Raw genomic sequence first — 15,258 nt, 5'->3', positions numbered from 1 at the left:
GCCGCCATCCGAAACCACTGAAAATTTATCCAGCGTTTTTTGCGCCCGACAATTCATGATCAGCACCGAACTCAAAACCACGATCCAGGGCGCCTACACGCGTTTTCTTGAAGCCAAGAGCCTCAAGCCGCGTTATGGCCAACGCCTGATGATCGCCGAAATTGCCAAAGTCCTCGGTGACATCGACACCGACGACGAAGGCCGGCGCAGTGGCGACCCCGCGATTGTCGCGGTGGAAGCCGGCACCGGTACCGGCAAAACCGTGGCCTATAGCCTGGCGGCGATCCCGACGGCCAAGGCGGCGGGCAAACGCCTGGTGATTGCCACGGCCACCATCGCCTTGCAAGAGCAGATCGTCTTCAAGGATTTGCCCGACCTGATGCGCAACAGCGGGCTGAATTTCACGTTCGCCCTGGCCAAGGGCCGTGGGCGCTACATGTGCCTGTCCAAGCTCGACATGTTGCTCCAGGAAGGCCACGCACAAACCGCCACCGCGCAGTTGTTCGAAGAAGAAGGTTTCAAGATCGAGGTGGATGAGGCCAGCCAGAAACTGTTCACCAGCATGATCGAAAAACTGGCCGGCAATAAGTGGGACGGCGACCGCGACAGTTGGTCCACCGCCCTGGAAGACGCCGATTGGGCGCGCCTGACCACCGATCACAGCCAGTGCACCAACCGTCATTGCCCGAACTTCGGCCAGTGCGCCTTCTACAAGGCCCGCGAAGGCATGGGCAAGGTTGACGTGATCGTCACCAACCACGACATGGTCCTGGCCGACCTGGCATTGGGCGGCGGCGCCGTGCTGCCGGACCCGCGCGACACCATCTACGTGTTCGACGAAGGCCACCACCTGCCGGACAAGGCGATCGGTCACTTCGCTCACTACACGCGCCTGCGTTCCACCGCCGACTGGCTGGAAACAACGGCGAAGAACCTCACCAAATTGCTGGCCCAGCACCCGTTGCCGGGGGATTTGGGCAAGTTGATCGAACAAGTGCCGGAGCTGGCGCGGGAGATCAAGACCCAGCAGCAGTTCATGTTCACCGCCTGCGAGCAGGTCGCCGACTTCAAACCCGGCGAAGACGTCGAAGGCCGGGAGCGGCCGCGTCATCGTTTCGTGGCCGGGGTCATTCCCGAGCACATGCGCGAGATGGGCATCGAGCTGAAGAAAGCCTTCGCCCGCCTGACCGACCTGTTCACCCGCCTCACCGAACTGCTCAAGGAAGGCATGGACGGCGAGGTCAACATCGGCATCACCAGCAACCAGGCCGAAGAGTGGTATCCGCTGTTCGGCAGCCTGTTGTCCCGTTCTTCCGGTAACTGGGAGTTGTGGACCGCGTTCACCGCCGAAGACCCGGAAGACAACCCGCCGATGGCCCGTTGGCTGACCCTGGCCGAAAGCGGTTCGCTGTTCGACATCGAGGTCAATGCCAGCCCGATCCTGGCGGCGGAAATGCTGCGTCGCAATCTGTGGAACGTGGCCTACGGCGCGCTGGTGACCTCGGCGACCCTGACTGCGCTTGGCACTTTCGACCGCTTCCGCATGCGCGCCGGGCTGCCGAAAAAAGCCGTGACCGCCGTGGTCCCAAGCCCGTTCCATCACGCCGATGCCGGCGTGCTGCGGGTGCCGGACCTGAAGGCCGATCCCCGTGATGCGCCGGCCCACACCGCCGCAATCATTCGTGACCTGCCGTCGCTGGTGGAAGGCTCGCGCGGCACGTTGGTGCTGTTCTCCTCGCGCAAACAGATGCAGGACGTGTTCGACGGCCTGGATCGCGACTGGCGCAAGCAAGTGTTCATTCAAGGCAACCTGTCGAAACAGGAAACCCTGAACAAGCACAAGGCGCGGGTCGATGGCGGGGATTCCAGCGTGCTGTTCGGCCTGGCGAGTTTCGCCGAAGGCGTCGACTTGCCCGGTGCCTACTGCGAACACGTGGTGATTGCGAAGATTCCGTTCTCGGTGCCCGACGATCCGGTGGAAGCCGCGTTGGCCGAATGGATCGAAGCCCGGGGCGGCAATCCGTTCATGGAAATCTCCGTGCCCGATGCCTCGCTGAAACTGGTCCAGGCTTGCGGTCGCTTGCTGCGTACTGAAGAAGATCGCGGCACCATCACGTTGCTCGATCGACGGCTGGTGACCCAGCGTTATGGCAAAGCGATCCTCAATGCGTTGCCACCCTTCCGACGTGAAATTTCCTGATACACGCGTGGGCAGTTTTGCCCACGGCGTTGTCTATCTCTCTGTCATCGCTTTTCCATTGGCCATTGTGGGTCGTTAGGGAGAATTTCGTTCTCATGATTCGTCGTTCGTTGCCTGCTGTATTTGCCCTGTTGTTCGCAACGCCGTTGCTGGCCGCCCCTGCGGGCCAGCAGACGCTGTTCAACTTTGTGCGCCCCGCCGATGTGGTCACGGTGGCGACCCAGGACGCCAGCCTGCCGCAATCCAACGCCGAGCAAACGGCCGAAGGCGAAGTGCTGCGCCGGGTGACTTTTAATCCGACGGCCCAGCCGACCTTGCGTCTGACCCCGCAAACCGGCGCCTGGGACTGGTCGCAGTCGGGCGTCATGACCTTGCGGGTCCAGAGCGCCATGGACTGGGCCGTGACCCTTTACGTGAAAATCCAGAGCAACGACGGCAAGACTCTGATCAGCCGCGTCGACCTGCCGGCCGGCCCGGCGCAAACCCTGCTGGTGCCTTTGGTCGCCAGTTCGCCATTGAGCCAGGGCATGAAGGCCGGCCCGCCGATGCCGATGACCGTCGACGGTCAGCGCGTGTTGCTGTCCAGCAGCAGCGGTGAGCTGGATCGCAGCCAGGTGGTGTCGGTGAGTTTGTCGATGGACCAGCCGAAAGTCGCCCAAAGTATCCTGCTGGAGCGCTTTGGCGTGCAGGCCGGCGAGGACGTGAGCAAAGCGGTTTACGGCAGCCTTGTCGATGCTTACGGTCAATCGACCCGGGCCAAATGGCCGGAAAAAGTCAGCAGCGACGAGCAACTGAAATCCGCCGCCGCCAAAGAACAGCAACAACTGAAAACCTGGCTGGCCGAGCGCCAGAAGTCGTCCCTGGACAAATTCGGCGGCTGGAACAAAGGCCCGGCCTTCAAGGCCAGCGGCTTTTTCCGCACCGAAAAGCGTGACGGTCGCTGGTATCTGGTGACGCCGGAAGGGCATCCGTTCTATTCCCTGGGCGTGAACACCGTGGCGCCGGACGTCGACCAAACCTACGTCGCCGGTCGCGAGTGGATGTTCGAAAACCTGCCCAAACCCGACGAACCGCTGGCCAGCCACTTTGGCGAAGGCGACAACCGGGGCGGCAACGGCGCCGATCAGGGCCGGGCCTTCAATAACGGTCGCTGGTTTGACTTTTACGGCGCCAACCTGCAACGCCTCTACGGTCAGCCGTGCGCGGTGACCAGCGAAGCGAAGGCGGGCGTCGCCGAAGCCGCCAAGGCTGATGCGGTGGCGCAGACCGCGGAAAAAGCCGCTGAGCAACCTGTCGCACCGACCTCCGCCGAATCCGGTATCGCCGAAGCCGCGAAGACCGGCGCCACCGAAGCCACCGTCGCCAAAGCCGTCGAACCCTGCAAAGCGGTGGTGGATGAACAACGCTGGACCACGCACACCCTTGATCGCCTGCAAGCCTGGGGCTTCAACACCGTCGGCAACTGGAGCGCCCCGACGCTGGCCAACGCGGACCGCGTGCCGTACACCTTGCCGCTGTCGATCGTCGGCGATTACGCCAGCATCAGCACCGGCAAGGACTGGTGGGGCGGCATGCCTGACCCGTTCGACCCGCGTTTCGCCATGGCCACCGAGCGCGCCGTGGCCATCGCCGCCCGGGATCACCGCGACGATCCGTGGCTGATCGGCTACTTCGCCGACAACGAACTGGCCTGGGCCGGTCCCGGCGACGACCCGAAAGCTCGATACGCATTGGCTTATGGCACGCTGAAAATGACCACCGACGTGCCAGCCAAACGCGCGTTCCTCAAGCAATTGCGCGACAAGTACCGCAACCAGGCGGGCCTGTCGAAAGCCTGGGGCATTGACCTGCCGGCGTGGGAATTGATGGAAGATCCGGGCTTCGAAGCGCCGTTGCCGAGCGCCGATCACCCGGAAATCGAAGCTGACTTCAAATACTTCCAGAAGGTCTTCGCCGACACTTACTTCAAGACCATTTCCGATTCGCTGAAATGGCACGCGCCGAACCAGTTGTTGCTGGGCGGCCGTTTCGCCATCAGCACCCCGGAAGCGGTCGAGTCCTGCGCGCAGTATTGCGATGTGTTGAGCTTCAACATGTACACCCTGCAACCCCAGGACGGTTACGACTTTGCCAAGTTGCGCAGCCTGGATAAACCGGTGCTGATCACCGAATTCAACTTCGGTTCGGCGGATCGCGGCCCGTTCTGGGGCGGCGTGACCCAACTGGCCAAAGAAGAAGACCGTGGTCCGGCCTACGCCAACTTCCTCAAACAGGCGATGAGTGAACCGTCGATTGTCGGCGTGCATTGGTTCCAGTACCTCGATCAACCGGTGACCGGGCGTCTGCTGGATGGGGAGAACGGGCACTTCGGCCTGGTGGGGATTACCGATCTGCCGTTCCAGGGCTTTGTCGACAGCGTGCGCAAAAGCAATTTGCAGACCGTTGATCAACTGGGCAAAGAGGCCGAGAAGGCCAAGGCTGAGGCGGATAAAGCCAGTCACGAAGCCGAGGGCGGCCGCAAAGGCGACGCCGGTAAAGGCCCGGGGCAGGGCGCCGGGCATGCGGGTGGGCATTCGGGCAATGGTCATTAATAGTTGAGACCCCTGTGGCGAGGGGGCTTGCCCCCGTTCGGCTGCGAAGCAGTCGTAAACCAATGCATGCGGTGTATCTGATACACCTCGGTTGCAGGTTTTGGGGCCGCTTCGCAGCCCAACGGGGGCAAGCCCCCTCGCCACAGGTGCTGTGTTTTCCCTTAAATATCGACACATGTTTTCTGAACAAATCTATAGGCGGCTACACCGCCCAGCCCGCCCTTGTTCCCAAAACCCTTCGGGGCTGGAACAATGCGGACCACTTTGTAGAGCGTTTATCCGGGGGAGTTGCGTTTGCAGATTCAGGGTCATTACGAGCTTAAGTTCGAAGCGGTGCGCGAAGCCTTCGCTGCACTGTTCGACGATCCCCAGGAACGTGGCGCGGCGTTGTGCATCCAGGTCGGCGGTGAAACCGTTCTCGACCTCTGGGCCGGCACCGCCGACAAGGATGGCCTTGAGGCCTGGCACAGCGATACCATCGCCAACCTGTTCTCCTGCACCAAGACCTTCACCGCCGTCACCGCGCTGCAACTGGTGGCCGAAGGCAAACTGCAACTCGACGCCCCGGTGGCCCGCTACTGGCCCGAATTTGCCGCCGCCGGCAAAGCATCCGTGACCCTGCGCCAATTGCTCTGCCACCAGGCCGGCCTGCCGGCCCTGCGCGAGTTGCTGGCGCCCGAAGCCTTGTATGACTGGCAAACCATGGTCGACGCGCTGGCCGCCGAAGAACCTTGGTGGACACCGGGCCAAGGCCACGGCTACGCGGCGATCACCTACGGCTGGTTGGTGGGCGAATTGCTGCGCCGTGTCGACGGTCGTGGCCCCGGCGAATCCATCGTCGCCCGGGTCGCCAAGCCGTTGGGCCTGGACTTCCATGTCGGCCTGGCGGATGAAGAATTCCACCGCGTGGCGCACATCGCCCGGGGCAAGGGCAACGTCGGCGATGCCGCGGCCCAGCGCCTGCTGCAAGTCACGATGCGCGAACCGACGGCCATGACCACCCGGGCCTTTACCAACCCGCCGTCGATCATGACCAGCACCAACAAACCGGAATGGCGGCGCATGCAGCAACCTGCCGCCAACGGCCACGGCAATGCCCGCAGCCTGGCCGGGTTCTACGCCGGCCTGCTGGACGGCAGCCTGCTGGAAAGCGAAATGCTCGACGAGCTGACCCGCGAACACAGCCTCGGCGACGACAAGACTTTACTGACCCGGACCCGTTTCGGCCTGGGTTGCATGCTCGATCAACCGGACGTGCCCAACGCGACCTACGGCCTTGGCCCACGGGCGTTCGGTCATCCGGGCGCAGGCGGCTCCATCGGTTTTGCTGACCCAGAGCACGATGTGGCCTTCGGCTTTGTGACAAATACCTTGGGACCGTACGTCTTGATGGATCCACGCGCGCAGAAGCTCGTACGGGTACTTGCCACTTGTCTGTAAAGCTCTGCTGAAATTTCCTACACAGGAACCTCGTAACCTTTTTCGATTCAAAGCGTCTGTTTATGCGGTCCGATTGGGGCCTGTGTTTATTACTTCATTTTGTGGATATCCAATGTCATCCAATAAAACTCTCGCTTTGGCACTGTGCTTCGCCATCACCGGTTGCGCGCAAACTCCGCAAAATGACGCCGACGGCGCCAGCCACTGGTGGCAGTTCGGTTCTTCCGACAAAGTCGCCGCCAAAGCGCCGGCCCCCGCCGCCGATCCACTGAAAGCGGCGATCACCGCGCCGGTGGTCAAGGCTGAAAGCAGCAGCCATTGGTACTGGCCGTTTGGTTCTGATGACAGCGCCGACAAGCCTGTGGCCAAGGCCGACGTGAAACCTGAAGCCAAACCTGCCGACGTCGCCAAAGCTGACGCCGAGGCGAGTGGCAAGTGGTGGTGGCCGTTCGGTGGCAAAGATCAAAGCACCGCCAAAGCCGTGCCGATGCCCGATCCGAAGGTGACCCAGGCCTGGCTCGACGATTACGAACCGCGCCTGCGTGAAGCGATCAAGGACAGCAACCTGCAACTCGAACGCCGGGACAACGTGCTGGTGGTAACGGCGCCGGTGGACGGCTCGTTCAACCCGGATCGCCCGGCCATGTTGCTGCCGATCACCCTTGGCCCGTTCAGCCGCGTCGCGAAAATCCTTGAAGTCGATCCGAAGACCGCTGTGCTGGTCCTCGGTCACAGCGATACCTCCGGCGCAGCGCCGGCCAACGTCAAATTGAGTCAGGAACGTGCGCAGGCTGTGGCCGCGATCTTCCGTCTCAGCGGTTTGCAGCGCGATCGCCTGATGCTTCGCGGCATGGGCGGCGAAGCGCCGCGCGCGGCCAACGACAGCAATGAAGGCCGCGCCTTGAACCGTCGCGTGGAACTGCTGGTGACCCCGCAAAACACCATGGTCGCGTTGCTGAGCAAGTACAACATGCCAGCGCCGGCTCCGGTCAGGATGGTGGCCGTTCAGGACGTCAAGCCTGTGGCCAAACCGGTCACCCCGGCGCCAGCGGCCAAGAAAGCCGCCGTACCGGCCGCGAAAAAGGCTCCAGCGAAAAAAGCCGCTGCCAAGGCTCCGGCCAAAAAAGCACCCGCCAAGGCCGCGACCCCGGCGAAAAAGCCTGCGCCGGCCAAGGCCGCTGCTGACTCGAAGAAAACCGTCGCCGCGGATGCTGCGAAGAACTGATCGTTGAGAACTGTTCGTTAACCAGAAGGAATGTGCCATGACCCAGGCCCTGGCTGATATGCGTCGCGATTACACCCGTGACGGCCTGACCGAGGCGCAAGCCCCGGCCGAGCCGTTCGCGCTGTTTCATCAGTGGTTCGCCGACGCGGTGAAAACCGAACAGGTGCCGGTCGAGGCCAATGCAATGACCCTGGCCACCGTCGATCTGGACGGTCGGCCCCATTGCCGCATTCTGCTGCTCAAGGGCCTGGATGCTCAGGGCTTCACATTCTTCACCAACTACGACAGCGCCAAGGGTCAGCACCTGGCAGTGAACCCGTTCGCCGCCATGACGTTTTTCTGGCCGACCCTGGAGCGCCAGGTGCGCATCGAAGGGCGGGTGGTGAAGGTTTCGCCTGAAGAGTCCGACGCTTACTTTCAGGTGCGTCCCCTGGGCAGCCGTCTAGGTGCCTGGGCTTCGCCTCAGAGCCGGGTGATTGCCGATCGTGGTGAACTGGAAGAGTTGCTCAAGATCACCGAGCAGCGCTTCAGCGATACCCAGCCACACTGCCCGGAGCACTGGGGCGGTTACCGCTTGCTCCCCGAGCGCATCGAGTTCTGGCAAGGCCGTCCGAGCCGCCTGCACGATCGCCTCAACTACCGCCTGCAAGGCGCCGACTGGATTCTTGAACGTCTGGCACCCTAGGCAGTCTACCGACCGGGATAGCCTGCCGCCGCGGCCTCAAGCCACTGCGGCAGGTCCCGACGCTTGATCTTCTGCGCCTGAGCGTTCGCCAGTTGCTGGAGCATGAAGGCTTTCTTCTGCTCGTCTTTGCCAGCCAGGGCTAACGCCAGATCGCGGTCCATCCAGCGTTTGATCCGGACGTACAACCACCCATGGAAGTACAGACCGGCCACAGTCGTGACGACAATGATGAAGTAATCCATGAAAATTCCTTGGGTCAACGGCGCAGTTTTTGTGATTTGACGCTACTGTGTTGGGAGTTCCGAGGCGCCTGTACCGGGCCTGAATGAAACCAATTTTATCCGGGCGACGCCGTGACACGCGTCAAGCCGCGGAGTTTAATGATTACCTGTCCTTTGGAGTTGATGCTATGCGTAAGTCTGTTCTGCTGGTTGCTTCCTTTTCCACGATGGCGATGTTGCTCACCGGCTGCCAGTCCAGCCTGACCGGTGACTCCTATTCCCGTGACGAAGCGCGTCGTGTGCAGACGATTCGCATGGGCACCATCGAATCCCTGCGCCCGGTGAAAATCGAAGGCACCAAAACCCCAATCGGCGGCATCGCCGGTGCAGCCGTGGGCGGTGTCGGCGGCAGCGCCATCGGCGGCGGTCGCGGCAGTATCGTTGCCGCCGTCATCGGCGCCGTTGCGGGTGGTTTGATTGGTTCGGCCACTGAAGAAGGCCTGACCCGTGCTCAGGGCGTTGAAATTACCGTGCGTGAAGACGACGGCAGCATGCGTGCCTATGTGCAGCAGGTTCAGGAGAATGAAGTGTTCCGTGTGGGTGAGCGGGTGCGGATTTCTACTGTTGGCGGGACTAGTCGCGTTTCGCATTAAGCGGAAGCGCAGGGTAAAAGAAAACCCCGATCAGGTGACTGGTCGGGGTTTTTTGTTTGTGGGAGTAAGAGAGACATTCGATTGAGTAGTTGCGCAAAGTCACTCTGCGCACACAAGTTGTACGATGTGATTTGCACCCATGAGGGGTTTTCCGGTCCAGTCTTCCAGTACCTTTATTTGTTCGGGAGACAAGTCGTAACCGTCGAATTCGTCGTCCGGTTGTTGCCAGTTCATCAGCGTTCTCAACGCTTCGCGTCGACTGGCGGGGACATCAACGGTAAGAAGCAGATCTTCGGTCTGACGGTCGAAAACCTCTACGACATGTTTCATTTTCTTACTCTCCTAGTCGGATTGGCAGGCTTCGCCTGCTCTCGACTCACTGATAAACGCCTGTGAAAGTTTTTCGATAAATCGTTAGCCGCGTGAAGTCAAAAACAAATCCAAGTCCTTTGGTAGCTCTAGAGAGCACGCTTTTTCTATCTTGAGTATTTGAGACTCGGTCAGGCGATAGTCATGAAATGATTCTTCGTCACTCACCCATCCCATAATCAATTGGAGTTCGATAGTGGTAATAGGAATCTGCTTCTCAAATGAAGGAAAGTCCTCACCTTTTGGAACGCCCATAATTAAATACTTCATGGATCTACCTTTCTTGTTGGGTCCGCTGGTTTATTCTGAGTGCCGGTTTCATGGTTGAACTCGCCCAAGTGTTTTCCGCGCTTGTTGTATTTTTCAACGGCCCCATGCTGGAAGTCCCACTCGTAAATCGTTCCGCTCCTATCCTTCCAGCGTGGCCGCAATCCTCCTCCGCCCTTTATGGAGGTTTTTGGGGATGCCCATTTAGCATCTGGAAAAGCTGCTAAAAAATCAGGTTTTTGATGGTAGGTACGCTGAGGCATGCTCAGGACGATGTAAACCGGCCTAACCCCCGACCCCACCGGAAACACAAGAATGAAATCCTTGTACTCAGGCGGATAAACCGGGTTCACGATGATGCTGTCCGCCGCTTTCGTCGGTGGATAAACCCAGATATGCGGGGCTTGTGGCGCGGCTTCCAGAGCGGGAATGCCGAGGATGTCGGAACCGTCCTCCGCCGGGGTCCAGATCAGTTCGACGCCATCCCCGAGGTCAGCCACTTGCTGGCTGTCGCGCAAATCAAACTGCGCGACATCTACCATTTCCCAATCGCGGTTCTTGCCGGTGTAGAAGGCGTAACCCTTGAGACTGCCATCAGCCTGTTGCTCGATTCTCAGCCGAACACGGGTGCGCGCTTGCTTGAGTGCGCGCAATTGTTCTTCGGTGTAGAGCGCGCTATCGCCCAGGCTCGGCGTCCAGAACAGCGCGGCCAAACCGGCCAACGCGGTAGCACCCGCCACACCGATTGCCGGTATGGCCGGAAAGCGTAACGCGAGTCGCCCGATGTCGAGCGGCTGTGTGTTACCGCTGATCGTCTCCAGGTTCAGCAGCCCGGCTTCATCCACCTCGCGAGCACCCAGCCAGGCGATTTCCCCGTAGTCCTTGAGGCTGTCGGTGGGCACCATGCCCGAAGGGTTGGCGTAATCGATGATGGCGTCCGGCAGCTTGCAGGACTTGGCGAAGACGCAGCCCGCGCGAGGGGTTTCATCTTTAGGGGAAGAGGGCGCAAGACTGCGTTCGAAGGCGTCTTGCCGGGCAAGCATGGCGTCGTAGGCGTTCTGTCGGGCGTCCCGCTCAGCCAGTTCGGTGGCGGTCATGAAGCGGTGGGTGACGCGATGCCCGTCACCTGACGGCGGGTTTTTAACCCGTGGGATGTCCTTGTTGCCAGCCACTGATCGTCCTTTCATTCGTCCATCGGCAGCCCCTATAAAGGGGCTGTGCGACGTTAACGAATGCGGCTAATCGTGGCTGTAGGACGAGTCTCTGAAGTAACTAGGAGTGTTCTCTGTTTCTCAGGATTGCAGCACAGCACGCTTGCGACTCGCCAGCGCCGTCACCGCATAACCAATCAACGCGGCCAGAATCGAACCGGTCAAGATCCCCATCCGGTCCATCCCGGCGTAGTCGCTGGCGCCCGGCACAAACGCGAGGGAACCGACAAACAGGCTCATGGTGAAACCGATGCCGCAGAGGATTGCCACGCCCAGCACCTGGCCCCAATTGGCGCCTTGGGGCAGGGCGGCGATGCCGATTTTCACGGCTAGCCAGGTCAGGCCGAACACGCCCAGGGTCTTGCCCAGCAGCAGGCCGATGGCGATGCCCATCGGCACGTGGTGGGTGAAGCTTTCCAGGGTCACGCCGCTCAGGGACAGGCCGGCATTGGCGAAGGCGAACAGCGGCAAAATGCCGTAAGCCACCCACGGGTGCAGGGCGTGTTCCAGGGTCATCAGCGGCGAAGGTTCGGCATTTTTCGTGCGCAGCGGAATGCAGAACGCCAGGGTCACGCCGGCCAGTGTCGCGTGGACACCGCTCTTGAGTACGCAGACCCAGAGGATCAAACCGATGATCATGTAGGGCCCGAGCTTGACCACGCCGAGCCGGTTCATGGCAATCAACGCGACGATGCACGCCCCGGCCAGGGCCAGAGACAACGTCGACAAGGTGCCGGAGTAGAAAATCGCGATGACGATAATGGCACCGAGGTCGTCGATGATCGCCAGGGTCATCAGGAACAGCTTCAGCGACACCGGTACGCGTTTGCCGAGCAAGGCCAGCACGCCGAGGGCGAAGGCGATGTCGGTGGCCATCGGGATCGCCCAGCCACCCAGCGCCGACGGATCGTCCCGGTTGATGAACCAGTAGATCAGCGCCGGCACCACCATGCCGCCAATCGCCGCCGCGCCGGGCAGGACGATTTGCGAGGGTTTCGACAGCTGGCCGTCGAGGACTTCGCGCTTCACTTCCAGGCCGATCAGCAGGAAGAACATCGCCATCAGGCCGTCGTTGATCCACAGCAGCAGGGGCTTGGCGATTTTCAGCGCGCCGATCTGGGCCACCACGGGGGTGTCCAGCAAGCCGTTATAGAGCCACGACAGTGACGAATTGTTGATGATCAGAGCCAGGGCTGCGGCGGCGATCAATAAAAGACCGCTGGCCGCTTCCAACTGAAAGAAACGCGTGAACGTGCTACGCAGAGGCAAGGTCGCTCTCCATCGATGAATTCAAAAGGTGGCACACCCTAACCCGTACCGTTAGTTGTTAAAACAAAAGTTATATTCTTTTTTGTTATATGCCGTTACGAAGCAAGCGGGCGCAAGGCCCAACGAGCACTGAGCCTAGCAGTTGCCGGACGTATTGGACCTCAGCTGTATCTGTGCGTGATGTAGGTTTTTTCCTAAGCTTGGGGGCTGAGCCTTGCAACAAGGCCGCCCTTACAACGAGATCATCATCATGAGCGACACCCGACAGTGGGCCCGCGAAGCCATCCGGATCATCGAAGCCGACTTCCAGCGCAGCGCCGACACCCACCTGATCCCCTTGCCGCTGCCGGGTCTGCCGGGCATCGAGTTGTACTTCAAGGATGAGTCCAGCCACCCCACCGGCAGCCTGAAACATCGCTTGGCCCGTTCGCTGTTCCTCTATGCGTTGTGTAACGGCTGGCTCAAGCCCGGCGCGCCAGTGATCGAGGCGTCCAGCGGTTCGACGGCGATTTCCGAGGCGTACTTCGCCCGTTTACTGGGCTTGCCGTTTATTGCGGTGATGCCGGCGACCACTTCCAAAGAGAAAATCGCGCAAATCGCGTTCTACGGCGGCAAGAGCCACCTGGTGGATGATCCGACCCAGATCTACGCCGAGTCCGAGCGCCTGGCCCGGGAACACGATGGTCACTTTATCGACCAGTTCACCTACGCCGAGCGCGCCACCGACTGGCGGGCGAACAACAACATCGCTGAATCGATCTTCCAGCAGATGCGCTTCGAACAGCACCCGGAGCCGAGCTGGCTGATCTCCAGCCCCGGCACCGGCGGCACCACCGCGACCCTCGGCCGTTACGTGCGTTATCGCCAGCATTGCACCCGCGTACTGTGTGCCGATGCCGAGCGTTCGGTGTTTTTCGATTACTACCAGACCGGCGATGCCAGTCTGCGCCTGGATTGCGGTTCGCGGATTGAAGGGATTGGCCGACCACGGGTGGAAGCGTCGTTCCTGCCCAAGGTGATCGATGCGATGGTCAAGGTGCCGGATGCGCTGTCGCTGGCAGCCATGCATTACCTGGCACAACGCTTGGGCCGGCGCGTGGGCGGGTCGAGCGGGACCAACCTGATCGGCGCCTTGATCGCGGCGCAGCAGATGGTGGCGGCGGGGGAGTCGGGGTCGATCGTGGCGATTTTGTGCGACGGCGGCGAACGCTATGCCACCACCTATTACGACCAGGATTGGCTCAAGGGCCAGGGGTATGCGTTGAGTGGCTTGATCGATGCGGTGGCGGCGAGTGTCGAGCGCGGCGAACCGCTGCCGGCCACCGTGCTGCGCGCCAATATCTGACGTGACGATCGTTCCCATGCTCTGCGTGGGAACGATCGTCAACACTGCCCCTGTAGGAGCGAGGCTTGCCCGCGAAGAACGATAACGCGGTCTTTCAGATAGACCGGGGTGCATTCTTCGCGGGCAAGCCTCGCTCCTACAGGGCGGTGTTGTTTTCAGGTTTCGGGGTCAGGCTTCGAGGCCGAGAATGTCGCGAGCAACCGCTTCGGCAATCCGAATCCCATCGACACCCGCTGACAGAATCCCGCCCGCATAACCCGCGCCTTCACCGGCCGGGAACAGGCCTTTGACGTTCAAGCTCTGCATCGACTCGTTACGGGTAATCCGCAACGGCGACGAAGTCCGCGTTTCGATCCCGGTCAACACCGCGTCGTGCAGCGAGTAGCCCCGAATCTGCTTCTCGAACGCCGGCAAGGCTTCGCGAATCGCTTCGATGGCAAACGCCGGCAAGGCCAGGGCCAAATCACCGAAAGAAACACCCGGCTTATAGGACGGTTCGACGCTGCCCACCTCGGTGGACGGCTTGCCCGCGATAAAGTCGCCGACCAGTTGCGCCGGCGCTTCGTAGTTGCTGCCGCCGAGCACAAAGGCGTGGGATTCCAGGCGTTCCTGCAACTCGATACCGGCCAGCGGTCCGCCCGGGTAATCGACTTCCGGGGTGATGCCGACGACGATCCCGGAGTTGGCATTGCGCTCGTTACGCGAGTACTGGCTCATGCCGTTAGTGACCACGCGCCCCGGCTCGGAGGTCGCCGCCACCACGGTGCCGCCCGGGCACATGCAGAAGCTGTAGACCGAACGGCCGTTCTTGGCGTGGTGCACCAGTTTGTAGTCGGCGGCGCCAAGTTTCGGGTGGCCGGCGTATTTACCCAGGCGCGCGCGGTCGATCAGCGACTGCGGATGTTCGATACGGAACCCCACCGAAAACGGCTTGGCTTCCATGAACACGCCACGACCGTGGAGCATGCGGAAGGTGTCGCGGGCGCTGTGGCCGAGGGCCAGGATCACGTGTTTGGAATGGATCTGCTCGCCGCCGTTCAACTCGACGCCGACCAGTTGCCCGTCTTCGATCAACACGTCAGTGACCCGCTGCTGGAAGCGCACTTCGCCGCCCAGCGCACGAATCTGCTCGCGCATGTTTTCCACCACGCCGGTCAGACGGAACGTACCGATGTGCGGTTTGCTGACGTAGAGGATTTCTTCTGGCGCGCCGGCCTTCACGAACTCATGCAGGACTTTGCGGCCGATGAATTTCGGGTCCTTGATCTGGCTGTAGAGCTTGCCGTCGGAGAACGTCCCCGCGCCGCCTTCACCGAACTGCACGTTGGATTCGGGGTTGAGCACGCTTTTGCGCCACAGGCCCCAGGTGTCCTTGGTGCGCTGGCGCACTTCGGTACCGCGTTCGAGGATGATCGGCTTGAAGCCCATTTGCGCCAGCAGCAACCCGGCGAAGATCCCGCAGGGGCCGAAACCGACCACGATCGGGCGTTGCGCCAGATCGGCCGGCGCATGGCCTACCACTTTGTAGCTGACATCCGGCGCGACGTTGACGTTACGGTCATCGGCGAACGTGTGCAGCAACGCCGCCTCATCCTTGGCGGTGAGGTCGATGGTGTAGATGAAGCACAGTTCGGAGGATTTTTTGCGCGCATCGTAGCTGCGCTTGAACAAGGTGAAGTCGAGCAGGTCATCACTGGCGATGCCCAGGCGCTGCACGATGGCAGGGCGCAGGTCTTCTTCGGGATGGTCGATCGGCAACTTGAGTTCGGTGATTCGTAACAT

At 61.2% G+C, this 15,258-nt stretch carries 13 protein-coding genes; 7 read left to right on the top strand and 6 right to left on the bottom strand.

Annotated features, from left to right (window positions below):
* Positions 1-55: 55 nt before the first annotated feature.
* The 5 genes from dinG (at position 56) to pdxH (ending at position 8,141) form a co-directional block, all read left to right on the top strand.
* Complete coding sequence (gene dinG / locus FQ192_RS02970) at positions 56-2,200, top strand: ATP-dependent DNA helicase DinG (RefSeq protein WP_149657300.1); 2,145 nt, start codon at positions 56-58, stop codon at positions 2,198-2,200.
* Positions 2,201-2,295: 95 nt separating this feature from the next.
* A complete protein-coding gene (locus FQ192_RS02965) occupies positions 2,296-4,791 on the top strand; it encodes a beta-agarase (protein ID WP_149657299.1) in 2,496 nt (831 codons plus the stop codon).
* A 294-nt stretch (positions 4,792-5,085) separates the two neighbouring features.
* Positions 5,086-6,231 carry a serine hydrolase domain-containing protein gene (locus FQ192_RS02955; protein ID WP_149657298.1) on the top strand — a complete coding sequence of 382 codons (1,146 nt, stop codon included), beginning with the start codon at positions 5,086-5,088 and terminating at the stop codon, positions 6,229-6,231.
* 112 nt (positions 6,232-6,343) lie between these two features.
* Positions 6,344-7,456 (top strand): OmpA family protein, encoded by a 1,113-nt coding sequence (locus FQ192_RS02950; protein ID WP_149657297.1) that lies wholly within the window; start codon positions 6,344-6,346, stop codon positions 7,454-7,456.
* 37 nt (positions 7,457-7,493) lie between these two features.
* Positions 7,494-8,141, top strand: a complete 648-nt coding sequence (pdxH, locus tag FQ192_RS02945; RefSeq protein ID WP_054046956.1) for a pyridoxamine 5'-phosphate oxidase — start codon at positions 7,494-7,496, stop codon at positions 8,139-8,141.
* 5 nt (positions 8,142-8,146) lie between these two features.
* Here pdxH and FQ192_RS02940 read toward each other — a convergent pair whose 3' ends face one another.
* Positions 8,147-8,383: a hypothetical protein gene (locus tag FQ192_RS02940; RefSeq protein ID WP_149657296.1), complete on the bottom strand. Its 237-nt coding sequence runs from the start codon at positions 8,381-8,383 to the stop codon at positions 8,147-8,149.
* A 167-nt stretch (positions 8,384-8,550) separates the two neighbouring features.
* Between FQ192_RS02940 and FQ192_RS02935 the strand changes: the two genes are divergently transcribed.
* A complete protein-coding gene (locus tag FQ192_RS02935) occupies positions 8,551-9,015 on the top strand; it encodes a glycine zipper 2TM domain-containing protein (protein ID WP_149657295.1) in 465 nt (154 codons plus the stop codon).
* A gap of 99 nt (positions 9,016-9,114) precedes the next feature.
* Here FQ192_RS02935 and FQ192_RS02930 read toward each other — a convergent pair whose 3' ends face one another.
* The 4 genes from FQ192_RS02930 to nhaA form a co-directional block, all read right to left on the bottom strand.
* Positions 9,115-9,345 carry a hypothetical protein gene (locus tag FQ192_RS02930; RefSeq protein WP_149657294.1) on the bottom strand — a complete coding sequence of 77 codons (231 nt, stop codon included), beginning with the start codon at positions 9,343-9,345 and terminating at the stop codon, positions 9,115-9,117.
* Between the two features lie 84 nt (positions 9,346-9,429).
* A complete protein-coding gene (locus FQ192_RS02925; RefSeq protein WP_149657293.1) occupies positions 9,430-9,654 on the bottom strand; it encodes a hypothetical protein in 225 nt (74 codons plus the stop codon).
* Entirely contained in the window at positions 9,651-10,823 is a 1,173-nt protein-coding gene (locus FQ192_RS02920; RefSeq protein ID WP_149657292.1) for a colicin E3/pyocin S6 family cytotoxin, read from the bottom strand. Before FQ192_RS02920 ends, FQ192_RS02925 begins: the two co-directional genes overlap by 4 nt.
* A gap of 120 nt (positions 10,824-10,943) precedes the next feature.
* Complete coding sequence (gene nhaA / locus FQ192_RS02915) at positions 10,944-12,131, bottom strand: Na+/H+ antiporter NhaA (RefSeq protein ID WP_149657291.1); 1,188 nt, start codon at positions 12,129-12,131, stop codon at positions 10,944-10,946.
* Between the two features lie 247 nt (positions 12,132-12,378).
* Between nhaA and FQ192_RS02910 the strand changes: the two genes are divergently transcribed.
* Complete coding sequence (locus FQ192_RS02910; protein WP_178129013.1) at positions 12,379-13,476, top strand: PLP-dependent cysteine synthase family protein; 1,098 nt, start codon at positions 12,379-12,381, stop codon at positions 13,474-13,476.
* Between the two features lie 168 nt (positions 13,477-13,644).
* On the opposite strand, the gene FQ192_RS02900 is transcribed toward FQ192_RS02910, so the two are convergent.
* Positions 13,645-15,258 (bottom strand): NAD(P)/FAD-dependent oxidoreductase, encoded by a 1,614-nt coding sequence (locus FQ192_RS02900; RefSeq protein WP_149657289.1) that lies wholly within the window; start codon positions 15,256-15,258, stop codon positions 13,645-13,647.

Source organism: Pseudomonas sp. ANT_J12 (assembly GCF_008370045.1).
Classification (GTDB): domain Bacteria; phylum Pseudomonadota; class Gammaproteobacteria; order Pseudomonadales; family Pseudomonadaceae; genus Aquipseudomonas.
This window is presented reverse-complemented; position numbering and strand designations above follow the sequence as displayed.